General features: G+C 74.3%; 22 protein-coding genes. 7 read left to right on the top strand and 15 right to left on the bottom strand.

The annotated features are described in order from the left end of the window. Window positions 1–35 precede the first annotated feature (35 nt). The 3 genes from dapF to AC0GKK_RS22905 are packed head-to-tail and all read right to left on the bottom strand — an operon-like array spanning window position 36 to window position 2,544. On the bottom strand, window positions 36–905 hold the full coding sequence (dapF, locus tag AC0GKK_RS22915; protein ID WP_350591381.1) for a diaminopimelate epimerase: 870 nt from the start codon (window positions 903–905) through the stop codon (window positions 36–38). Continuing rightward, on the bottom strand, window positions 902–1,846 hold the full coding sequence (miaA, locus tag AC0GKK_RS22910; protein ID WP_357439318.1) for a tRNA (adenosine(37)-N6)-dimethylallyltransferase MiaA: 945 nt from the start codon (window positions 1,844–1,846) through the stop codon (window positions 902–904). The genes dapF and miaA overlap by 4 nt, the downstream gene beginning before the upstream one ends. Then, window positions 1,843–2,544: a class III extradiol ring-cleavage dioxygenase family protein gene (locus AC0GKK_RS22905; protein ID WP_489882492.1), complete on the bottom strand. Its 702-nt coding sequence runs from the start codon at window positions 2,542–2,544 to the stop codon at window positions 1,843–1,845. The genes miaA and AC0GKK_RS22905 overlap by 4 nt, the downstream gene beginning before the upstream one ends. A gap of 372 nt (window positions 2,545–2,916) precedes the next feature. Here AC0GKK_RS22905 and AC0GKK_RS22900 point away from each other — a divergent pair, with 372 nt between their 5' ends. Beyond that, window positions 2,917–4,152 (top strand): DUF349 domain-containing protein, encoded by a 1,236-nt coding sequence (locus AC0GKK_RS22900; protein ID WP_208821050.1) that lies wholly within the window; start codon window positions 2,917–2,919, stop codon window positions 4,150–4,152. Between the two features lie 4 nt (window positions 4,153–4,156). Here the strand turns inward: AC0GKK_RS22900 and AC0GKK_RS22895 are convergent, their stop codons facing one another. Together AC0GKK_RS22895 and miaB are read right to left on the bottom strand one after the other, a co-directional pair. After that, window positions 4,157–4,603, bottom strand: coding sequence for an Rv2732c family membrane protein (locus AC0GKK_RS22895; protein ID WP_226350500.1), 447 nt, complete (start codon window positions 4,601–4,603; stop codon window positions 4,157–4,159). Then, window positions 4,600–6,069 (bottom strand): tRNA (N6-isopentenyl adenosine(37)-C2)-methylthiotransferase MiaB, encoded by a 1,470-nt coding sequence (miaB, locus tag AC0GKK_RS22890; RefSeq protein ID WP_489884052.1) that lies wholly within the window; start codon window positions 6,067–6,069, stop codon window positions 4,600–4,602. Before miaB ends, AC0GKK_RS22895 begins: the two co-directional genes overlap by 4 nt. A gap of 102 nt (window positions 6,070–6,171) precedes the next feature. Between miaB and AC0GKK_RS22885 the strand changes: the two genes are divergently transcribed. After that, on the top strand, window positions 6,172–7,137 hold the full coding sequence (locus AC0GKK_RS22885; RefSeq protein ID WP_489882491.1) for a TAXI family TRAP transporter solute-binding subunit: 966 nt from the start codon (window positions 6,172–6,174) through the stop codon (window positions 7,135–7,137). On the opposite strand, the gene AC0GKK_RS22880 is transcribed toward AC0GKK_RS22885, so the two are convergent. Continuing rightward, entirely contained in the window at window positions 7,131–8,549 is a 1,419-nt protein-coding gene (locus AC0GKK_RS22880) for a sensor histidine kinase (protein WP_489882490.1), read from the bottom strand. The genes AC0GKK_RS22885 and AC0GKK_RS22880 overlap by 7 nt on opposite strands. A 3-nt stretch (window positions 8,550–8,552) precedes the next feature. Next, complete coding sequence (locus AC0GKK_RS22875; protein WP_062396678.1) at window positions 8,553–9,236, bottom strand: response regulator transcription factor; 684 nt, start codon at window positions 9,234–9,236, stop codon at window positions 8,553–8,555. A 134-nt stretch (window positions 9,237–9,370) separates the two neighbouring features. Between AC0GKK_RS22875 and AC0GKK_RS22870 the strand changes: the two genes are divergently transcribed. The 4 genes from AC0GKK_RS22870 to AC0GKK_RS22855 all read left to right on the top strand — a co-directional run bounded on the left by AC0GKK_RS22870 (window position 9,371) and on the right by AC0GKK_RS22855 (window position 12,629). Then, window positions 9,371–10,099 carry an amino acid ABC transporter ATP-binding protein gene (locus AC0GKK_RS22870; RefSeq protein ID WP_251786687.1) on the top strand — a complete coding sequence of 243 codons (729 nt, stop codon included), beginning with the start codon at window positions 9,371–9,373 and terminating at the stop codon, window positions 10,097–10,099. A gap of 62 nt (window positions 10,100–10,161) precedes the next feature. Continuing rightward, a complete protein-coding gene (locus tag AC0GKK_RS22865; RefSeq protein ID WP_357439589.1) occupies window positions 10,162–11,019 on the top strand; it encodes a glutamate ABC transporter substrate-binding protein in 858 nt (285 codons plus the stop codon). A 72-nt stretch (window positions 11,020–11,091) separates the two neighbouring features. Continuing rightward, on the top strand, window positions 11,092–11,739 hold the full coding sequence (locus AC0GKK_RS22860) for an amino acid ABC transporter permease (RefSeq protein ID WP_062396684.1): 648 nt from the start codon (window positions 11,092–11,094) through the stop codon (window positions 11,737–11,739). After that, entirely contained in the window at window positions 11,736–12,629 is an 894-nt protein-coding gene (locus AC0GKK_RS22855) for an amino acid ABC transporter permease (protein WP_073577422.1), read from the top strand. The genes AC0GKK_RS22860 and AC0GKK_RS22855 overlap by 4 nt, the downstream gene beginning before the upstream one ends. 54 nt (window positions 12,630–12,683) lie before the next feature. Here AC0GKK_RS22855 and AC0GKK_RS22850 read toward each other — a convergent pair whose 3' ends face one another. The 5 genes from AC0GKK_RS22850 to AC0GKK_RS22830 all read right to left on the bottom strand — a co-directional run bounded on the left by AC0GKK_RS22850 (window position 12,684) and on the right by AC0GKK_RS22830 (window position 17,436). Next, window positions 12,684–13,424: an AAA family ATPase gene (locus AC0GKK_RS22850; protein WP_357439330.1), complete on the bottom strand. Its 741-nt coding sequence runs from the start codon at window positions 13,422–13,424 to the stop codon at window positions 12,684–12,686. Then, window positions 13,421–15,433 carry a S9 family peptidase gene (locus AC0GKK_RS22845; protein ID WP_489882489.1) on the bottom strand — a complete coding sequence of 671 codons (2,013 nt, stop codon included), beginning with the start codon at window positions 15,431–15,433 and terminating at the stop codon, window positions 13,421–13,423. Before AC0GKK_RS22845 ends, AC0GKK_RS22850 begins: the two co-directional genes overlap by 4 nt. 73 nt (window positions 15,434–15,506) lie before the next feature. Next, on the bottom strand, window positions 15,507–16,334 hold the full coding sequence (locus tag AC0GKK_RS22840; RefSeq protein ID WP_489882488.1) for an HpcH/HpaI aldolase/citrate lyase family protein: 828 nt from the start codon (window positions 16,332–16,334) through the stop codon (window positions 15,507–15,509). Between the two features lie 83 nt (window positions 16,335–16,417). Next, window positions 16,418–16,747, bottom strand: a complete 330-nt coding sequence (locus tag AC0GKK_RS22835; protein ID WP_073577418.1) for a hypothetical protein — start codon at window positions 16,745–16,747, stop codon at window positions 16,418–16,420. 20 nt (window positions 16,748–16,767) lie between these two features. Continuing rightward, entirely contained in the window at window positions 16,768–17,436 is a 669-nt protein-coding gene (locus AC0GKK_RS22830) for an alpha/beta fold hydrolase (RefSeq protein ID WP_489882487.1), read from the bottom strand. A gap of 68 nt (window positions 17,437–17,504) precedes the next feature. On the opposite strand from AC0GKK_RS22830, the gene AC0GKK_RS22825 reads away from it, so the two are divergent. Next, on the top strand, window positions 17,505–17,789 hold the full coding sequence (locus AC0GKK_RS22825) for a hypothetical protein (protein ID WP_224401795.1): 285 nt from the start codon (window positions 17,505–17,507) through the stop codon (window positions 17,787–17,789). Window positions 17,790–17,869: 80 nt separating this feature from the next. Here AC0GKK_RS22825 and AC0GKK_RS22820 read toward each other — a convergent pair whose 3' ends face one another. Genes AC0GKK_RS22820 through AC0GKK_RS22810 form a run of 3 tightly spaced genes read right to left on the bottom strand, consistent with a single transcriptional unit; the run spans window position 17,870 to window position 21,356 of the window. Then, window positions 17,870–18,631: a succinate dehydrogenase/fumarate reductase iron-sulfur subunit gene (locus tag AC0GKK_RS22820; protein ID WP_224401794.1), complete on the bottom strand. Its 762-nt coding sequence runs from the start codon at window positions 18,629–18,631 to the stop codon at window positions 17,870–17,872. Then, a complete protein-coding gene (locus tag AC0GKK_RS22815; RefSeq protein ID WP_224402406.1) occupies window positions 18,628–20,535 on the bottom strand; it encodes a fumarate reductase/succinate dehydrogenase flavoprotein subunit in 1,908 nt (635 codons plus the stop codon). Before AC0GKK_RS22815 ends, AC0GKK_RS22820 begins: the two co-directional genes overlap by 4 nt. Window positions 20,536–20,543: 8 nt before the next feature. Then, window positions 20,544–21,356, bottom strand: a complete 813-nt coding sequence (locus AC0GKK_RS22810) for a hypothetical protein (protein WP_161152220.1) — start codon at window positions 21,354–21,356, stop codon at window positions 20,544–20,546. Window position 21,357: the final 1 nt, after the last annotated feature.

Raw genomic sequence — 21,357 nt, 5'->3', positions numbered from 1 at the left:
GTCGCGGGGCCCGTGTCCGCCCGGATTCGCGACGCTCAGGCGGGCGCGTCCCACCACGCCCGGTCCAGCTCCCCGGACGCGAGCAGCACGGCCGGGCCGTGCAGCGTCGTGGGCCCGGTCCGGTCGTCGGTACCCGCCTCCACCGTCACCCGCAGCAGCCCGCCCGGGACGGTGACCTGCACGTCGCCGGCGGAGTGCCCGGCGTGCCGCAGCGCGGCGACGGCGGCGGCGACGGTCCCGGTGCCGCAGGAACGGGTCTCCCCCACGCCGCGCTCGTACACCCGCATCCGGATCCGGCCGCCGTCGGCGGGACCGTCCAGCGGGGTCAGGAACTCGACGTTCACCCCGTTCGGGAACAGCGCCGGGTCGAACGAGGGCGCGCGGGTCAGGTCGAGGGTGTCCGGGTCGGCCGCGGTGACGCAGGCCAGGTGCGGGTTGCCGACGTCGAGGGCGATGCCGTCGACACGCGCGTCGCCGCTGGTGGCGACCGACGCCGGGCCGACGCCGACCGTGCCGAGCCCGACCGAGACCCCGTCCGGCCCGACCGCGGTGTCGAGCACCCCGTTGCGGGTGCCGACCGGCCCGCCGGTGGCCCAGCCGCGCTCGTGCAGGTAGCGGGCGAACACGCGCAGGCCGTTGCCGCACATCTCGGCGAGCGAGCCGTCGGCGTTGCGGTAGTCCATGAACCACTCGACGCCGTCGGCGGGCTCACCGACGCCGGGCTCCCCGGCGAGCTTCGCCCAGCGCACGACCCGCAGCACCCCGTCCGCGCCGAGGCCGCGGCGGCGGTCGCACAGGGCGGCGACGCGCGCCGGGGTGAGGTCGAGCGCGGCGTCCGGGTCGGGCAGCACCACGAAGTCGTTCTGCGTGCCGTGCCCCTTGCTGAACGCGATGCCGCCGGTCATGCCACCAGCCTACGAGCGAGCACCGCGCGCGCCGAGGCCACCAGGTCCGGGTCGGCACCGTCGAGCCAGTGGATGCGGCGGTCGCGGCGGAACCAGGAGCGCTGGCGGCGCACGAACCGCCGGGTCGCCCGGACCGTCTCCTCCCGGACACCGGCGAGGTCGGGGTGGGCGGGGTCGCGGTCGAGGGCCTCGATCACCTGCCGGTAGCCCAGCGCGCGGGACGCCGTGCGGCCCTGCGCCAGCCCGTGGCGGAGCAGGGTGCGGGTCTCGTCGACCAGACCGTCGTCGAGCATCCGGTCCACCCGCAGCGCGACGCGCTCGTCGAGCTCGGCGACGTCGCGGTCCACGCCGAGCAGCACGGCGTCGTAGCGGGGGGTGCCCGCCCCGGGCAGCGTCGCCCGGAACGGCCGGCCGGTCAGCGCGATCACCTCGAGCGCGCGGACGATCCGCCGCCCGTTCGAGGGCAGCACCTGCTCCGCGGCGACCGGGTCGACCGCGGCGAGGCGGGCGTGCAGCGCGCCGGACCCGTCGCGGTCCAGCTCGGCCTCCAGCACGGCGCGCAGCTCCGGGTCGGTGCCGGGGAACTCCAGCTCGTCCAGCACGGCCTGCACGTAGAGACCCGAGCCGCCGACGAGCACCGGGGTGCGTCCGGCGGCGCGCAGCTCCTCGACGACCGCCCGGGCCTCGCGCTGGTAGGCCGCGACCGAGGCGGTCTCGGTGACGTCGAGGACGTCGAGCTGGTGGTGGACGATGCCGCGCCGCTCGTGCGGGGCGAGCTTCGCGGTGCCGACGTCCAGGCCGCGGTAGAGCTGCATCGCGTCGGCGTTGACGACCTCCCCGCCCAGCGCCAGTGCCAGCTCCAGCCCGAGGTCGGACTTGCCGGTCGCGGTCGGCCCGACCACGACCACGAGCGGCGGTGCCGTCGACGGAGGCGCGTTCACGCCGGTTCCCACAGCGCCACGTGGTAGGCGACGCCGTAGGGCATCGAGGTGTGCCGGTGCGCCGCCGTCCAGGCCCGCCCGCGCGCGGCACCCGCGAGGACCTGCCAGGGCGCGCGGCCGGACGCCCAGAGTGCGGCGGCGCCGTCCGGGTCGAGCCGGGCGAGCGCCTCGGGGTCACCGGCGTCGAACGCGGCGGCGACGACGGCGTCGAACGCCTCGGCGCGGCCGTCGAACCCGCCGGGGGCCTTCGCGGTGTGCTTGGCCGCGCCGTCACCGACGACGAGCAGCCCGACCCCCTCGCCGGCGAGCTCCGCGCCCAGCGCCAGGCAGTCGGCGACCGGGGCGTCCGGCGCGACGAGCTCGCCGCGCGCCGACCCGACCCCGGTCGGCACCGCGGCCCAGGCCGCGACCAGCAGCGGGAGCGGGAGATCCGGGCCCTCGTCGGGACCGGCCGGACCGGGCAGCGCGACGGGGACGTCGCGGCCGTAGCCGGCGAAGGTGCCGCGGGTACCCGGGGCGACGGTGCGCCGCCCGCCGGGATCGGCGCCGACGACGACCCAGCTGTCCGCGGCCGCGGCCAGACCCGTCACGGCGGTGGCGACGGCCTCGCGCAGCCCCTCGGTCTCGACCGCCGCGTCGCCGCTCAGGGCGGGGACGAGGAGCGGGGGCTGGGGCAGGACGGCGATCGCGGCGGGCACGGGATCCGAGGGTAATCAGCGCTCCCCCGCCGCGACGCCCGTACCCGGCCGGGGGCGCGCGGTTCCCCCGAGGGCGGTGGACCTGCTTGAATCGCCGTTCCGGCCTCCGCACCGCGCGAGGGGCCCGGTGCGCGCACGGCCCCGGACGGACATCCGCACCGGGGCGCCCGCCCCCGCGGCGGGCCGAACGAGGAGGACCTACCGGTGTCCGAGACCCACGCGACCGACGCTGCAGGACAGGGTGCCGAGCCCACCCGGCCCACCCCGCCGAAGCCGGGGCCGCCCCGGCCCGGCCCACGGCCCGGACCGCCGCCCGCCGCGCGACCCGCGCCCACCCCGGCCGCGGTCGCACCGCCCGCGCCGCCCGCAGCGCTGCCGTCGCCGGTGCCCTCGGCGGCCGGTGACCCGGGGCGCTGGGGCCGCGCCGACGACGACGGGACCATCACCCTGGTCACCGCCGACGGCGAGCGGGTCGTCGGCTCCTACCAGGCCGGTCCGCCCGCGGAGGGCCTGGAGCACTACGCGAAGCGGTTCGACGCGCTGGTCACCGAGACCGAGGTGCTCGCCGCGCGGATCGCCGGCGGCGGGGACGCGAAGGCGTCGCTCACCGCGCTCACCGCGCTGCGCGAGGGCCTCGGCGAGGCGCACGTGGTCGGGGACGTGCCCGCCCTGCGCGAGCGGCTCGACGAGCTGGTCGGCCGGGCCGAGCAGGGCGTCAGCGCGGCGAAGGAGGAACGCGAGCGCGCCCGGCACGACGCCGTCGCCCGCAAGGAGGCGCTCGCCGTCGAGGCCGAGAAGATGGCCGCGGACTCCACCCAGTGGAAGCAGGCCGGGGACCGTTTCAAGGCCATCCTCGACGAGTGGCGCACCGTCCGCGGCGTCGACAAGAAGACCGACGAGCAGCTGTGGAAGCGCTTCTCGAAGGCCCGTGAGGCGTTCAACCGGCGGCGCGGCTCGCACTTCGCCGACCTCGACCGCCAGCGGGTCACCGCGAAGGCCCGCAAGGAGGAGCTCGTCGACCGGGCCGAGGCCCTGGCCGACTCCGACGAGTGGAACGCGACCGCGGCCGCCTACCGCGACCTGATGACCGAGTGGAAGGCGGCGGGCCGCGCCCACCGCGAGGCCGACGACGCGCTGTGGGCCCGCTTCCGCGGCGCGCAGGACCGCTTCTTCGCCCGCCGCGGGGAGCACTTCTCCGCCCGCGACACCGAGTTCGCCGAGAACGCCGAGGCGAAGCGGGCCCTGCTCGCCGAGGCCGAGACGATCGACCTGTCCGACCCGGACGGCGCACGGGCCCGGCTGCGCGAGGTCCAGGAGCGCTGGGAGGCCATCGGCAAGGTCCCGCGCGAGGAGATCCGCACCCTGGAGGGGCGGCTGCGCGGGATCGAGGACAAGGTCGCCGCCGCCGCGGACGCGCAGTGGCGCCGCACCGACCCCGAGGCCCAGGCCCGCGTGGAGCAGTTCCGGGTGCGGGTCGAGCAGTTCGAGGCGCAGGCGGAGAAGGCCGAGGCGGCCGGCGACGGCAGGCGCGCCGAGCAGGCCCGTGCGCAGGCGGCGCAGTGGCGGGAGTGGCTGACCGCCGCCGAACAGGCGGTCGACGAGCGGTAGGGGGTCAGTCGCGCTGCAGCGCGGCGCCCGCCCACACGAAGGTCAGCAGCACGACCGCGATCACGCCGAGGACCATCCCGAACCCGGGGCCGGCCTCGGCGCCGGTCTGCTGCGACCAGATCGCCCACAGCCCGTTCACCGAGGAGATCCCGCAGCCGAAGGCCGCGAGCCAGGCGAGCGCCCACAGCCGGGTCAGCAGCGCGGCCGCGGACACCACGACGGCGAACCCGGTCATCGTGAACGAGAACAGCGTCGGCAGCGGCCCGGAGGTGCCGGAGGCCAGCACCTGCCAGCCCGGGGTGCCCGCCACCCACGGGAGCAGCAGCGCGGCGACGGCGGCGACGATCGCCACCGCGATCAGCATGGCGCGCGCGCCCGGGTCGATCCGGCGGGCGACACCGCGCCCGGCCCGGTCGATCTCGGCGCGGGTCTCCGGGGACACGTCGCTCATCGGGTACCTCCGGTGGTGGCGGGGACGCCGCAGGACGGCGCGGCGGGTGCCGGCTCGGGCGCCGGGGCGCCGAACGCGGGCAGTCCCAGGGTGGTGGGTGCCCCGGATGGGCGCTCGCCGGCCTCGGCGGCGTCACCGGCGCGGGTGCGGCGGTGGGTGAGCACACCGCCGTCGGCGACGAGGTGGTGCGGGGCACCGCGGTCGATCCGGACGGTGACGATGTCGCCCGGCCGGATGCCGGTCGCGTCCCCGGGCGCGAAGTGCACGAGCCGCCCGTCGCGGGCGCGGCCGGTGAGCCGGGCGGTCGCCGCGTCCTTGCGGCCCTCGCCGGTGGACACCAGCAGCTCGACCTCGGTGCCCTCCTGCCTGCGGTTCTCCTCCCAGGAGATCCGCTCCTGCAGCGCGACGAGGCGCTCGTAGCGCTCCTGCACGACGGCCTTGGGCAGCTGGTCGGGCAGGTCCGCGGCGGGCGTCCCGGGGCGCTTCGAGTACTGGAAGGTGAACGCCGCGGCGAACCGGGCCCGCTCGACGACGTCGAGGGTGTCCTGGAAGTCCTGCTCGGTCTCGCCGGGGAAACCGACGATGATGTCGGTGGTGATCGCCGCGTGCGGGATCGACTCCCGCACCTCGGCCAGGATCGACAGGAACCGCTCCGAGCGGTAGCTGCGGCGCATCCGGCGCAGGACGTCGTCGGAGCCGGACTGCAGCGGCATGTGCAGCTGCGGGCAGACGTTCGGGGTCTGCGCCATCGCGGCGATCACGTCGGAGGTGAAGTCGCGCGGGTGCGGGCTGGTGAACCGCACCCGCTCCAGCCCCTCGACCTCGCCGCAGGCCCGCAGGAGCTTCGCGAAGGCGGACCTGTCCGCGGTGCCCTCCTGGAAGTCCGAGCCGTAGGCGTTCACGTTCTGGCCCAGCAGGGTCACCTCGAGCACGCCGTCCGCGGCGAGGGTCTGCACCTCGGCGAGCACGTCGCCGGGGCGCCGGTCGCGCTCCTTGCCGCGCAGCGACGGCACGATGCAGAACGTGCAGGTGTTGTTGCAGCCCACCGAGATCGACACCCAGCCGGCGTAGGCGGAGTCGCGGCGCGCGGGCAGCGTCGAGGGGAACACCTCGAGCGCCTCGGCGATCTCGACCTGCGCCTGTTCGTTGTGCCGGGCCCGCTCCAGCAGCGTCGGCAGGGCGTGCACGTTGTGCGTGCCGAACACGACGTCGACCCACGGGGCCCGCCGCGTGATCGTGTCGCGGTCCTTCTGGGCCAGGCAGCCGCCCACGGCGATCTGCATGTCCGGGTTCGCGACCTTGCGGGGGGGCAGGTGCCCGAGGTTGCCGTAGAGCTTGTTGTCCGCGTTGTCCCGCACCGCGCAGGTGTTGAACACGACGACGTCGGCGGTGTCGGGGTCCTCGGCCCGGGCGTACCCGGCGTCCTCCAGCAGACCGGCCATCCGCTCCGAGTCGTGCACGTTCATCTGGCACCCGTAGGTGCGCACGGTGTAGCTGCGGCTCACACACCCGAGGGTAGGCGCCCGGTGCGACGACGCCGGGACGGGGCCGTCGGGGATGATGGGCGGGTGCACCGGCCCGGGCCCCCGCTGACGAGGCGCACCGTGCTGCGCGCGGGGGCGGCGTTCGGTCTGGGGGCGGGGCTGGCCGCCTGTACCGGGCCCCGGCCCGCCGCCCCGCTGGTGATCGCCGGCGGGGTGCAGCCGGGGGTGTACATCAACCTCGCGCGCACGCTGTCGGAGATCTGGCGGGAACGGCTCGGGCTCGCCGCGGCCCCGCGGGTGCTGGAGACCGCGGGCAGCGCACAGAACATGGAGCTCCTGACCAGCGGGGCGGCCGCGGTCACGATCAGCCAGGTCGACGTGGCCGCCGACGTCGCCGCCCGCACCACCGGCCCGGCCGAGCCGCGCGCACTGGCCCGGCTCTACGACGACGTCACCCACATCGTCGTGCGCGCGGACTCCGACCTGCGCAGCATCGCCGACCTGCGCGGGCGGCGGGTGTCGATCGGCCCGGGCGGCAGCGGCTACCAACCGATCGCGATCCGGCTGCTCGACGTCGCCGGGATCGGTGTCGCGGGCCTGGGCACCCGCGCGGAGCTGGGCCTCACGGACGCGACGGCGGCGCTGCGCGAGGGCACTCTCGACGCGTTCTTCTGGTCCGGCGGGGTCCCCACCGACGGCGTGCGGGAGCTGGCCGCACAGGTCCCGATCCGACTGCTGGAGCTCGGCGGCGTGCTCGACCGCATGCGCGACCGGTATCCCGTCTACTCGGTGGCGACGGTCCCCGCGAACACCTACGGCCTGCCCGGCCCGGTGTCGTGTCTGTCGGTGCGCAACGCGCTGCTGGTCACCGAGGGGATGGACGCCGACCTGGCCGGCGCACTCATCCGCGCCGCCTTCGACGAGCAGCCGCGGCTGGCCCAGGCCAGCCCGGCCGCGGTGACCGTCGACTCCCGCTCGGCGATCGGCACCCAGCCGATCCCGCTGCACGACGGCGCCGTCGCGTTCTACCGGGCCACCAAGGGCTACTGAGGTGCCCCCGGGCGCAGCCACAGCGTGACCCGCAGCCCGCCGCCCGGGGCGGCGCCCAGCTGCAGGCTCCCGCCGGCCGCGGCGGCGGTCCGCACCGCGATGGCCAGACCCAGCCCGCTGCCCTCGACGTTGGTCTGACCGGGCGCCCGCCAGAACCGGTCGGTGGCCCGGGCCCGGTCCTCCGGCGCCAGGCCGGGCCCGCCGTCGACGACGCTGACACCGATCCGGTCCGCGGTGCGCAGCGTCGCGACCCGCACCCGTCGCCCGGCCGGGGTGTACTTGAGCGCGTTGTCGAGCAGCGCGTCGAGCACCGACTCCAGCGCGGGCTCGCCGATCAGGGCGTGCAGGCCGTGCGGGCCGCTGCGGCGCAGCTCGATCCCGGAGTGCTCGGCCAGCGGCCGCCAGTTGTCCACCCGCTCGGCGATGACGACGTCGAGGTCGGTGTCCTCGGCGTCACCCGGGTCCTCCACCGCGCGCTCGGCGCGGGCCAGCGCGAGCAGCCCGTCGAGCACCCGGGACAGCCGCTCGGCCTCCTCCATCGCCGCGAGGTGGTCGTCGGCGGCGGCCGGGTCGACGTGCCCGTCGAGGTTGGACAGCCGCAGGCGCAGCGCCGTGAGCGGGTTGCGCAGCTGGTGGGAGGCGTCGGCGACGAACGCGCGCTGCGCGGCGAGCGCCTCGCGCACCGTCTCGGTCATCCGGTCGAACGACCCGGCCAGCGAGCGCAGCTCCGGCGGGCCGCTGCGCCGCGACGGCGGACCGGGCGGCCCCCCGGCGACGACGGCCGTCCCGACCCGGCCCATCGCCTCGTCGAGCCGGCGGACCGGGCGCAGCACCCAGGCGGTGAGCGGCAGCGCGACCAGGGTGCCGGCGAGCAGCGCGAACACCGCGGCCCCGGCGATCAGCGACCAGGTGCGCACCGCCTCGGCCCGCAGTGCGTCGGTCGGTGACACCGTCGCCACCGCGCCGACGACCTCGCCGTCGACGAGCACCGGCTCGGCCAGCACCAGCGGCCGGGCGTCCCACGGCATCAGCAGCGGGTAGGTCGACGAACGGCGCCCGGCCAGCGCGACCGCGGTCCGCTCGGTGGCGTAGTCCCCCAGCTCGGGCAGCCGGTCGGCCGAGCGGGACGCGGTCAGTGTCCGACCGGTCCGGTCGACCACGAGCACCGCGACGCCGTAGACGTCGTCGTAGCGGGTGATCTCGTCGGTGAAGGTGGTGAGCGCGGAGCTGCCCGCGGGGGCCTCGATGAGCGGGCGCTGCGCGGTGGAGGCGAAGGAGATCGTGTCGGTGAGCCGGTCGGTGAAGACCTCCTCCTGGGCGCGCTGGGCGGCGGTCCACGCCAGCGGGACGCCCAGCCCGGCGGCGAGCAGCCCGACGAGCACGAGCACGACCAGCAGCAGCCGGCTGCGCACGGGTCAGTCCTCGGTGGCGGCGAAGCGGTACCCGACGCCGCGCACGGTGCGCACCAGCTCGGGGCGGCCGAGCTTGGTCCGCAGCGTCGCCACGTGCACGTCGAGGGTCCGGTTCGCGCCCGCCCAGCCGCGCCCCCACACCTCGGCGACGATCTGGGCGCGGGTGCAGACGGCGCCGTCGGCGCGCGCGAGCAGCGACAGCACCTGGAACTCCTTGCGGGTGAGCACCACCTGCTCCCCGGCGACGGTGACCTCGTGCCGTTCGGGGTCGACGCGGACGTCGCCGACGGTCACCGGGGCCGACCCGGCCGGGGCGACCGTGCCGTCGTCACCGACCTTGCGGCGGCGCTGCACCGCGTGCACCCGGGCCACGAGCTCGCCGATGTCGTAGGGCTTGACCAGGTAGTCGTCGGCGCCGGTGTGCAGCCCGGCGATGCGGTCGGTGACCTCGCCGCGGGCGGTCACCATCAGCACCGGGACCTCGGAGACGGCGCGGATCGCACGGCAGACGTCGAGCCCGTCGGCGTCGGGGAGGCCCAGGTCGAGCAGTACGACGTCGACGCCGTCGAGGTGGTCGACGGCGCCGCGGCCGTGGTCGAGGCGGGTCGTGGTCATCCCGTGCCGGTGCAGCGCCGGGCGCAGCGCGGCGGCGACCCGGTCGTCGTCCTCGATCAGCAGGATGTGCACCGCTGCCCGCCCTTTCCGTTACGTGGCCGAGACCCTAAAGGTTCCTCAAGGTGGTGGACTCGCATGTCCGTTCCGTCCAGGCTCTCGCCATGTCCGGAGGCAGCATGACCAGCCCGCCCGCGTCCAGCACTCCCATGGTGCGGATGGCCGGGGTGCAGAAGCACTTCGGCGACCTCCACGTGCTGCGCGACATCGATCTCGACGTCGCCCGTGGTGAGGTCGTCGTCGTCCTCGGCCCCTCCGGTTCCGGCAAGTCCACACTCTGCCGCACGATCAACCGGCTCGAGCCGATCGACACCGGCACGATCGAGATCGACGGCACCGCACTGGCGGCGGAGGGCAAGGCGCTGGCCGCCCTGCGGGCCGACGTCGGCATGGTCTTCCAGTCGTTCAACCTGTTCGCGCACAAGACGATCCTGGAGAACGTCACGCTGGCCCCGCTCAAGGTCCGCGGCGCCTCCAAGGCCGAGGCCGAGAAGACCGGGCTGGCGCTGCTGGAGCGCGTCGGCATCGCCAACCAGCGCGACAAGTACCCGGCGCAGCTGTCCGGCGGCCAGCAGCAGCGCGCGGCGATCGCCCGCGCGCTGGCGATGAAGCCGAAGGTGATGCTCTTCGACGAGCCGACCTCGGCGCTGGACCCGGAGATGGTCAACGAGGTGCTCGACACCATGACCTCGCTGGCCAAGGAGGGCATGACGATGGTCGTCGTGACCCACGAGATGGGCTTCGCCCGCCGGGCCGCGCACCGCGTCGTGTTCATGAGCGACGGCGAGATCGTCGAGGACGCGACCCCGGACGAGTTCTTCACCGCCCCGCGCAGCGACCGCGCCAAGGACTTCCTCGGCAAGATCCTCTCCCACTGACCCACCCCACCCCGACGAGCGGAGCGAACGTGAAGAGAACCCGCATCCTGGTGGCGGCCGCCATGGCCGCCGCCCTGGCCCTGGCCGGCTGCGGCCAGGAGGGCGCACCGGGCGCCGAGGGCTCGGGCTACGAGCCCACCGTCGCACAGAACGTCGAGGTCGCCGGTTCGCCGACGTTCGCGGCGATGAAGCAGCGCGGCCGCGTGATCGTCGGTGTGAAGGACGACCAGCCGGGCCTCGGTTTCCGCGACGCCACCACGGGCCAGTTCACCGGCTTCGACATCGACATCGCCAGGATGGTCGCCGGCGGCCTCGGCTTCTCCCCGGACCAGATCGACTACAAGGTCGTCCCGTCCGCGGCACGTGAGGACGTCATCGAGCGCGGCGAGGTCGACTACTACGTCGGCACCTACACCATCAACGACAAGCGCAAGCAGCGCGTCGGGTTCGCCGGGCCGTACTACACCGCGGGCCAGGGCCTGCTCGTGCGCGCCGACGACAACGCGATCACCGGCCCGCAGACCCTGCAGGGAAAGAAGGTCTGCTCGGTCACCGGCTCGACCCCGATCCAGCGGGTCCGGGACCAGAACCTCACCGAGGCGGCGAACATCGTCGAGTTCCAGACCTACACCCAGTGCGTCGACCAGCTGATCAACAACCAGGTCGACGCCGTCACCACCGATGACGCGATCCTGCTCGGCTACGCCTCGCAGAACCCGGAGCAGCTGAAGGTCGTCGGGGAGAAGTTCTCCTCCGAGCCCTACGGCATCGGCCTGCCGAAGAACGACACCGCGCTGCGCACCAAGGTCAACGACCTGCTGCAGGCCGCGATCGACGACGGCACCTGGAAGACGATCTACGACGGCACCCTGGGCAAGTCCGGCACCCAGGCCCAGCCGCCCACGATCGACCGCTACTGACCCCCCGGCGCGGCCGGTCCCCGATGTCCCGGGGGCCGGCCGCGTCCACGAGTACGGAAGGAGGGCACCACGGTGAACGTCCTGCTGGACAACGCCGACGTGTACTGGCGCGCGATCCTCGGCACCGTCGGGCTGTTCGTCGTCTCGGCGATCGGCTCGCTGATCCTCGGCACCCTGATCGCCGGTCTGCGGGTCAGCCCGGTGCCGGTGCTGCGCAGCTTCGGCAGCCTCTACGTGACGCTGCTGCGGAACACGCCGCTCACCCTGGTGCTGTTCTTCTTCGCCTTCGCCTACCCGCGCCTGGAGCTGGTGGAGTTCTCGTTCTTCACCCTGGCCTGCATCGGCCTGACCCTCTACACCGCGGCGTTCGTCTGCGAGATCGTCCGGTCGGGCATCAACACCGTGCCGGTCGGCCAGGCCGAGGCGGCCCGGGCTCTCGGCTTCACCTTCACCCAGACTCTGGGCCAGATCGTGCTCCCGCAGGCCGTGCGCGCGGTCGTCCCGCCGATGACCAACATCCAGATCGCGCTGCTGAAGAACACCACGATCGCCTCCGGGTTCGCGGTGTTCCAGCTGGGCAGCGTCTACAGCGTGCTCTCCGAGCGCGGCTACAACGTCATGATCGGCCTGCTCTGGATCGCGGCGATCTTCGTGGTCCTGGTGGTCCCGCTGACGCTGCTGCAGCGGCGGCTCGACGCGAAGTGGGGTGTCGCCCGATGAGCTCGGTCCTCTACGACGTGCCCGGGCCGGCCGCGATCCGGCGCAACCGGACCCTCGGCGTGGTCGGCACGCTGGTCGTCCTGGCACTGGTCGGGTTCGTGGTCTGGCGGTTCTACGAAGCCGGCCAGTTCTCCCCGCGGCTGTGGGAGTGGATCACCTACGTCCGCATCCAGTACCTGCTGCTCGGGGCGCTCTGGGCGACGATCAGCGCCTTCGCGGTGGCCGCGGTGCTGTCGCTGGCCTTCGGCGCGTTCTTCGCCGCGGGACGGCTCTCTGACCACCGCTGGGTCAGCGTCCCGGCGACGACGGTCGTCGAGTTCTTCCGCGCCGTCCCGCTGCTGGTGCTGATCTTCATCCTGTACTTCGGCCTCTCCCGCGGGCTCGGCATCGAGATCGACGCCTTCTGGGCGGTCGTGCTCGGCCTGATGCTCTACAACGGCTCGGTGCTCGCCGAGGTGTTCCGCGCCGGCGTCAACGCGGTGCCCCGCGGTCAGCGCGAGGCCGCCTACGCGCTCGGGATGCGCAAGACCCCGGTGATGACGAACGTGCTGCTCCCGCAGGCGCTGCGCTCGATGCTGCCGACGATCCTGTCGCAGCTCGTCGTGGTCCTGAAGGACACCGCGCTCGGTTTCATCATCCTCTACCCCGAGCTGCTCTACCAGGCGCGTTTCCTGGGCAGCCAGAACCAGCTGGGCTCGCCGATCCTGCCGGTCGCGCTGGTCATCGCGGTGATCTACATCGGGCTGTGCCTGATCCTGACCGGGATCTCGCGGCTGGTGGAGCGGCGGCTGTCGCAGGGGCCGCGCAGCGGCGGGGCGAAGCCCGCCGACCCGGAGCTGACCGCGCCGCAGGTGCCGTCCGGCGCCGGGTACGGGGGCGGCGCGGCCTGACGTTCGTGGACACGGCCCCGGGAGGACGTCCTGTCCTCCCGGGGCCGAGGTCGTCTACAGGTGCCGCAGGAATGCGTCCGGGTCGGCGAGGAACCCCCGCGTCAGCACGACCGGGAGCGCCTCGTCGTACCCGACGCGGCGGACCGCGCCGTCGTCGCCGATCTCCAGGATCGTCGCCCCGGGCAGCGCGAGCAGCACCGGCGAGTGGGTCGCGACGACGAACTGGCTGCCCCGCGCGGTCAGGTCGGTCATCCGGGCGAGCACCGCCAGGGCCCCGGTGACCGACAGGGCGGCCTCCGGCTCGTCGAGCAGGTAGAGGCCGCGCGGGAAGAACCGGTGGCGCAGCAGCGCCAGGAACGACTCGCCGTGGCTGCGCTCGTGCCCGGAGCCGCCGTAGGCCGGCAGCAGCGGCGGGCCGCCCGGCTCCCGGTCGAGTCGTTCCACCTCGGACGCGACGTTGTAGTACGACTCCGCACGCAGGAAGAAGCTGGTGCGCTCCCGGCCCGGCCGCCGGGCGACCCGCAGGTGCGACCCGAGGTCGGACTCGCTGGCCCGGGTCGCGAACCGGAACGACCGCGACCCGCCCTCGGGGTTCAGCCCCACTGCGACGGCGACCGCCTCCACCAGCGTCGACTTCCCGGACCCGTTCTCCCCCACCAGGAACGTCACGCCCGGGTAGAGCGCGAGCCCGCCCTGCTCGCGCAGCCACCGGACCACGGGGAGCTCGAACGGGTAGCCGCGCGACGGGGCCGCGGGATCGAGGGACATGCGGGCGATGAAGTGCCCCGCGCTCACAGGTTCCCGATCTCCACCGGCTCGATGCCCTCCTCCGCGGGCAGCGCGAACCCGAACACCCGGGAGTAGAACGCGAGCTCGGCGTCGAGGGCCCGGCGGATGTTCGCGGCCTGCCGGAAGCCGTGCTGCTCCCCGGCGAACAGCAGGTAGGCGACCGGCACCCCGCGCCCGCGCAGCGCGTCGACGATCATCTCCGACTGGTTGGGCGGGACGATGGCGTCCTCGTCGCCCTGGAGCACGATCAGCGGGGTGCGGAAACGCCCCACGTGGGTGAGCGGGGAGCGCTCGGTGTACACCGCCTCCGCCGCGGGCCACGGCCCGACCAGGCCGTCGAGGTAGCGGGACTCGAACTTGTGGGTGTCCCGGGCGAGCGCGGCCAGGTCGGCGACGCCGAAGTGGTCCGCCCCGGCGGAGAACGGGGTGTCGTCGCGGGCGAGGGCGGCCAGGGTGGTGAACCCGCCCGCGGAGCCGCCGCGGATCGCCATCCGGGCCGGGTCGACGCGGCCGGTGTCGGCGAGCGTGCGGGCCGCGGCGAGGCAGTCGGCGACGTCGACGATCCCCCAGGCGCCCTTCAGCTGCTCGCGGTAGGCGCGGCCGTAGCCGGTGGAGCCGCCGTAGTCGACGTCGACGACGCCGAACCCGCGGCTGGTCCAGTACTGCACGGCGACCGAGAGGACCGGGGTCGCGGAGCCGGTCGGCCCGCCGTGGATGACGACGAGCAGCGGCGGCAGCTCGCCCTCGGGGGCGTCGTGGCCGGCCGGCGGCGGGTAGAACAGCGCGTAGCCGGTGCGCGGGCTGCCCGCGGCGTCCGAGGACAGGAACGTGATGGGCTCGGGCACCGACACGGTCTCCGGGTGCAGGCCGAGGTCGCGCGGGGCGCGCAGGGTCTGCACCCCGGCCGCGCCGGGCTCCCCCGCGCCGTCCGGGGCGGGCACGACGCGGTGCACGCCCGGCTCGGCGGTGGGCGACCCGGCGACGCAGACGACGGCGTAGGGCCCGTCGGCGCGCACCGAGCCGATCGCGGTGAACGGGGTGTCGAGCTCGATGATCCGGCCGTCGACCTCCCGCACGACCAGCGCGTCGAAGCCCCGCGAGGAGCGGGCGAACACGACGCGGCCGTCCTCCAGGACGGCGTAGCGCGACCCGCCCAGCACCCAGCCGGGCACGCCGATCTCGGCGTCGATGCGCACGAGCGCCTCGATGTCGTGGCCGGGCAGCCAGCGGTAGAGGTTCCACCAGCCGGTGCGGTCGCTGATGAAGGTGAGCGACCCGTCGGGCTGCCACTGCGGCTCGGTGACCGACTCCCCCGGCCCGCCCGCGACGACGGTGTCCACCCCGGACGCCAGGTCGCGGACGGTGAGCTCGACGTCGTCCCACGGCATCGACGGGTGGTTCCAGGACAGCCAGGCCAGCGTGCCGCCGTCCGGGGAGATCCGCGGCGCGGCGACGAAGTCCGGGCCGCCGACCAGCACCTCCGGCTCCGACGGGGCGCGGGCGTCGAGCCGCACGATCTCGTTGACGACCTCGGCGGCCGGGGTGTGCGCGGCGTGGTGGCGCTCGCGGACCACGACCATCCAGGTGCCGTCGGGGGCGACGTCGCCGTCGGCGTGGCGGTCGCCACGGGGCACCGCGGGCTCCGGGGTGAGCGCGACCGGGGCGGCGCCGCGGTCGAGCCGGTACAGGCGCTGGTCGGCCCACTCGACGTACCAGACGACGCCGGGGCTGCCGGCGTGCAGCCACCACGCGCCGCCGCCGTACTCGTGGACCGCCGAGCGGGCGTTCGCGCCCTCGGGCAGCAGATCGGTGCGCGAGCCCGCGGCGTCGCCGCCGGTACGGCGCACCAGCTGGGTCCGGCCGCCCTCCGCGGCGCGGCCCTCGGCCCAGACCACGCCGGTGTCCTCGGTGCCGGGCGCACCGTCGGGGCGGACCTCCCCGAGCCGCACCGCGGCCGTCACCACCACTTCGGACGTGACCGGTGTCGGCCACGACCCGTACCCGGAGATCGTCACGGCGCCCACGGTAGTCATCGCCGGGCCGCCGTGCCCGTAGGTCGATGCATCCGAGCGCTGCGATCGGCGCCGTCTATGCCTCGGCCAGCCGTAGCGTCGCCCGGGCCCGGGCGAGCACCGGTGCGTCGACCATCTCCCCGCCGAACCGGAAGACCCCGGGGTGCCGCTCCGCCTCGGCAAGCAGGGCGCGGGCGTGCTCGGTCTCGTCGTCACCGGGCCGGAACCCGCGGCGGACGACCTCCACCTGCGACGGGTGGATGCACACCTTCGCCGCGAACCCGGCGTTCGCCGCGTCGACGGCGTCGGCGAGCAGGGTGTCGGTGTCGGCGATGTCGGTGAGCACCGTGTCGACCGGGGCCCGGCCCGCGGCGCGGGCGGCGTAGAGGATCCGGGTGCGGGCCTCGGTGAGGGCCGGTCCGTAGCCGCCGCCGGCCGCGCGCCCGGTGCGCCCGCCCAGGTCGGCGAGCAGGTCCTCGCTGCCCCACATCAGGCCCGCGCAGTTCGACGCCCGGGCGATCGACGGCGCCTCCAGCACCCCGTGCGCGGTCTCGCACAGCGCGATCACCGGGTGCGGGGCCAGCGCCTCCACCGCGGCGGCGCTCATCGCCATCGGCAGCATCAGGGTGAGGTCGGGGTGGGCGGCCAGCGCGGCGACGTCGCCGTCGTGGGCGGGGGCGCCGGGCGCGTTGACCCGCACGACCACCCGGGTGCGGTCCAGCTCCGCCAGCGCGGCGACGACGGCGTCCCGGGCGCCGTCCTTGTCGTCCGGGCCGACGGCGTCCTCCAGGTCGAGGATGACGGCGTCGGCCGCGGCGAGCGCCTTGGCGAACCGGTCGGGCCGGTCGCCGGGGCAGAACAGCAGGGCCGGCCCGTGGTCGAGGGGGCGGGCGACGGTGTCCACGGGTGGGTCCCTCCGGTCGGACGGCGAGTCGGGTCCGACCAGGATCTCCGGTGCGTCGACGGCCGGCTCACCGGGGCCCGGCCTCAGCGCCGTACCGCGGCCGCCTCCCGCAGCAGCCGGACCGCGACCGGCAGCGCGCCGGGCCGCAGCACCGGCGCCAGCCCGACGATCCCGCGCATCCCGGTCCACCAGCGGACCTGCCCGTCGGTGCGGAGCACACCGACCGCGGGCGCCCGGCACCCGGCGACGGCGGCCGGCAGGTTCGGGTAGATCTCGGCCAGCCGTGGCTCGTGGCAGGACCGCGCACGGACCCGGACGGTCACGCAGCCCGGCAGCTCCCGTGCGATCCGCGAGCACGGCGCGCAGGCCGCGTCGTGCACCACCACCAGCTCCCGGATCCGCGTGCGCGCCACGACGCCATCATCGCCTGCCCTCAGCGACCGAGCACCGCCGCGGCCAGCGCGCCGGGGTGCGACAGCATCGGGTGGTGCCCGCCGGGGACCATCTCGGGCACGACGCCGCGCAGCCGCCGGGCGAGCATCGTCCGGACGAACGCGGCCGGGAACAGCTTGTCCTCGCGGCACAGCAGGTACCGGGTCGGCACGTCCGGCCAGGCCGCACGCGGCCACGGCTGGGTCCACGGCGTCGCGGACTGGTCGCGCTCGTGACGCAGTGCCTCGTTCGCCACCGACTCCTCGACGTCGTGGTAGAAGAGCCCGACGACGTCGTCGGGGTCGCGCCCGTCGCGGGCGTCCTGCTCGGCGAGCGCCACCCCGGCGCCGGTCGCGTCGCCCCACTGCGCCGCGGACTCGCCCGGCAGCGGCACCATCGCCGTCACCAGGACGAGCCCACGCACCGCGATCCGGTCGCACGCCAGCGGTGCGCTGAACCCGCCGAAGGAGTGCGCGACGACCACGAGGTCGTCGGCACCGCCGACCGCGGCCACGACGGCGTCGGCGTAGGTCTCCAGCCCGGCGGTGTCGTCGTCGCAGGGCAGCTCGACCGGCACCGCGCGGTGGCCGCGCCGGGTCAGCTCCCGTTCCAGCGGACCCCAGTACCAGGTGTCGGTCCCCTCCCCGGGGACCAGCGCGAAGGTCGTCATACCGGTGACGACCGCCCACCGGGGGCGTTCTCATCGCCTACCGTCGAGGGCGGAACCGAGGAGGCCCGATGACCGACCCGACCCACCTGCCCGCCGTCCCCGACCCGGAGCCGGTCGTGCCCGACCCTGCCGTCCCCGACCCGGTCGAGCCCGTCACCGACTACACCGACGACGGCGTCCCCACGTTCTCCTACGTGCGCGACCGCATCGAGGGCCGCGCCGCCACCGCGGCGGCCGCCGAGGAGCTCGCGGGCGGCGACGCGCGCGCCGCGGAGGCGGAGGACGCGTTCGCCGAGCGCGAGCGCAAGGCCGCCGACCGGCTCGCCGAGATCCGCCGGTCGATGGAGCGCTGAGCGACCCGTCGCACCCCCGGCGCGGTCCCCGCACCCCGTGCGGCGGGTGCGACGCCCGCCGCCGGGGTGCGCGGGCACGCTCAGCTCCCGGAGCGTCGGAAGATCTTGTCCCCCAGCCACACCAGCGGGTCGTACTTGCGGTCCACCGCGCGCTCCTTGAGCGGGATGAGCGCGTTGTCGGTGATCTTGATGTGCTCGGGGCACACCTCGGTGCAGCACTTGGTGATGTTGCAGAACCCCAGCCCGTGCTCCTCCTGGGCCTCGACGGCGCGGTTGCCGTGCGCGTCGAGCGGGTGCATGTCCAGCTCCGCCATCCGCATCAGGTAGCGCGGCCCGGCGAACGCCTCCTTGTTCTCCTCGTGGTCGCGGACCACGTGGCAGGTGTTCTGACACAGGTAGCACTCGATGCACTTGCGGAACTCCTGGCTCCGCTCGACGTCGACCTGCGCCATCCGGTACTCGCCCGGAGCCACGCCCTCGGGCGGGGTGAAGCTGGGGATCTCGCGGGCCTTGGTGTAGTTGAACGACACGTCGGTCACGAGGTCGCGGATCACCGGGAAGCTGCGCAGCGGCGTGACGGTGACGACCTCCGCGTCGTCGAAGGTGTTCATCCGCGTCATGCACATCAGCCGCGGCCGGCCGTTGATCTCCGCCGAGCACGAGCCGCACTTGCCCGCCTTGCAGTTCCACCGCACGGCCAGGTCGCCGGCCTCGGTGGCCTGCAGCCGGTGGATGACGTCGAGGACGACCTCGCCCTCGTTCACCTCCACCGGGTAGTCGACCAGCTCGCCCTTGGTGTCGTCGCCGCGCCAGACGCGGAAGTGGTGCAGGTGACTGCTCACTGGTTCCCCTCCGCGGAGTCGGCGCGGTGACCGCCCAGCTCGTCTCCGGTGTAGTACTTCTTCAGCTCGTCCATCTCGAACAGGTCGAACAGGTCCGACCGCATCGGGAGCTGCTCCTGACGGGTCAGCTCGACGTCGTCCTCGCCGATCGCCCGGCACACCAGCAGCAGGTGCCGCCAGTCCGAGTCCATGACCGGGAAGTCGTCGCGGGTGTGCCCGCCCCGGGACTCCTGGCGCTCCAGCGCGGCCTTGCCGGTGCACAGCGCGACGAGCAGCATGTTCCGCAGGTCCAGGGCCAGGTGCCAGCCGGGGTTGAACCGGCGGTGCCCCTCGACCGAGACGGTGCGGGTGCGGGTGGCGATGTCCTCGAGCTTCTTGAGGGCGAGCTCCATCTCGTCGCCCTTGCGGATGATCCCGACGAGCTCGTGCATCGTCTTCTGCAGTTCCTGCTGCACCACGAACGGGTTCTCCCCGCCCTCGGTGGCGCTGGAGAACGGCAGCATCGCCCGCTCCAGCGCGGCGGCGACGTCGGACTCGGCCACGGCGGGCCGGCCGGCGTCGGCGTGCTGCGCGGCGTGCAGCCCGGCGCGACGGCCGAACACCAGCAGGTCCGACAGCGAGTTGCCGCCGAGCCGGTTGGAGCCGTGCATGCCGCCCGCGACCTCGCCCGCGGCGAACAGCCCCGGCACCTTCGACATCGCGGTGTCCGGCTCGACCTCCACCCCGCCCATCACGTAGTGGCAGGTCGGGCCGACCTCCATCGGCTCCTTGGTGATGTCGACGTCGGCCAGCTCCTTGAACTGGTGGTGCATCGACGGCAGCCGCTTGAGGATCTCCTCGGGCTTCAGCCGGGTCGACACGTCGAGGAACACCCCGCCGTGCTCGGTCCCGCGCCCGGCCTTGACCTCGGAGTTGATCGCCCGGGCCACCTCGTCGCGGGGCAGCAGCTCCGGCGGGCGCCGGTTGTTGTCCGGGTCGGTGTACCAGCGGTCGCCCTCCTCCTCGGAGGTGGCGTACTGCTCCTTGAACACGTCCGGCACGTACTCGAACATGAACCGCTTGCCGTCGGTGTTGCGCAGCACGCCGCCGTCGCCGCGGACCGACTCGGTGACCAGCAGGCCCCGCACCGAGGGCGGCCACACCATGCCCGTCGGGTGGAACTGCAGGAACTCCATGTTGATCAGCGTCGCGCCGGCGCGCAGGGCCAGCGCGTGGCCGTCGCCGGTGTACTCCCAGGAGTTCGACGTGACCGAGTAGCTCTTCCCGACCCCGCCGGTGGCGAGCACGATCGCCGGGGCGTCGAAACGCACGAACCGGCCGTCGCCGCGGAAGTAGCCGAAGCAGCCCGAGATCGCGCCGTCGGTGGTGAACAGCTCGGTGATCGTGCACTCGTGGAAGACCCGGATGCGGGACTCGGCGTCGCCGGTCTCGGCGAGGTCCTCCTGCTGCAGCGAGACGACCTTCTGCTGCAGGGTGCGGATCAGCTCCAGGCCGGTCCGGTCGCCGACGTGCGCCAGCCGCGGGTAGGTGTGCCCGCCGAAGTTGCGCTGGCTGATCTTGCCGTCCGTGGTGCGGTCGAACAGCGCACCGTAGGTCTCCAGCTCCCAGACCCGGTCCGGGGCCTCCTTGGCGTGCAGCTCGGCCATCCGCCAGTTGTTGAGGAACTTCCCGCCGCGCATGGTGTCGCGGTAGTGGACCTGCCAGTTGTCGTTCGGGTTGGCGTTGCCCATCGACGCCGCGCAGCCGCCCTCGGCCATCACGGTGTGCGCCTTGCCGAACAGCGACTTGGAGATGATCGCCGTCCGCTTGCCCTGCAGCCGCGCCTCGATCGCCGCCCGCAGGCCGGCACCGCCGGCCCCGATGACGACGACGTCGTAGTCGTGCCGCTCGATCTGTTCGTCCATCTCGGTGCTCACCCCACGATCCGCAGGTCGCTGATCCAGCCGGCGGAGACGGCCATGACGTAGAAGTCGGTGACGGCGAGGCTCACCAGCGTCGCCCACGCGAACTGGTTGTGCCGCGTGTTCAGCTTCGAGACCTGGGTCCACAGCTTGTAGCGGACCGGGTGCTTCGAGAAGTGGTTGAGCCGCCCGCCGACGGCGCTGCGGCACGAGTGGCACGAGAGCGTGTAGCCGAACAGCAGCACCACGTTCACGACCAGGATGATGTTGCCCAGCCCCAGGCCGAACCCGCCGCCGGGCTTGGCGAAGGCCAGCACCGCGTCGTAGGCGTTGATCAGCGTGATGATCCCGGCGATGTAGAAGAAGTAGCGGTGCGCGTTCTGCAGGATCAGCGGGAAGCGCGTCTCACCGGTGTAGCGGCGGTGCGGCTCGGCGACCGCGCAGGCCGGCGGGGAGAGCCAGAACGCCCGGTAGTAGGCCTTGCGGTAGTAGTAGCAGGTCAGCCGGAACAGCAGCAGGAACGGCAGGGAGACCGCCGCGTAGGGCAGCCACCACACGTCGGGCAGGAACCGGCCGAAGTGCGAGGCCTCCTCCACGCAGCCCATCGAGACGCAGGGCGAGTAGAACGGCGTCAGATAGCCGTACTCGGCGACGAAGTAGTGGTCCTGCATGAAGGCCCGCACCGTGGCGTAGGCGACCCAGGCGACGAACGCGACGAAGGTCGCGAGCGGTGGGAGCCACCATCGGTCGGTGCGCAGCGTGCGTGCAGCGATGGTTGCCCGGCCCGAGCCGGCCCGGCCGCCGGTGTCAGTGGTGGATGACACG

The sequence above is a fragment of the Pseudonocardia sp. P-1 genome, assembly GCF_058111925.1.
The sequence above is the reverse complement of the archived record's forward strand: the minus strand, read 5'-3'. Positions and strand labels throughout refer to the sequence as shown.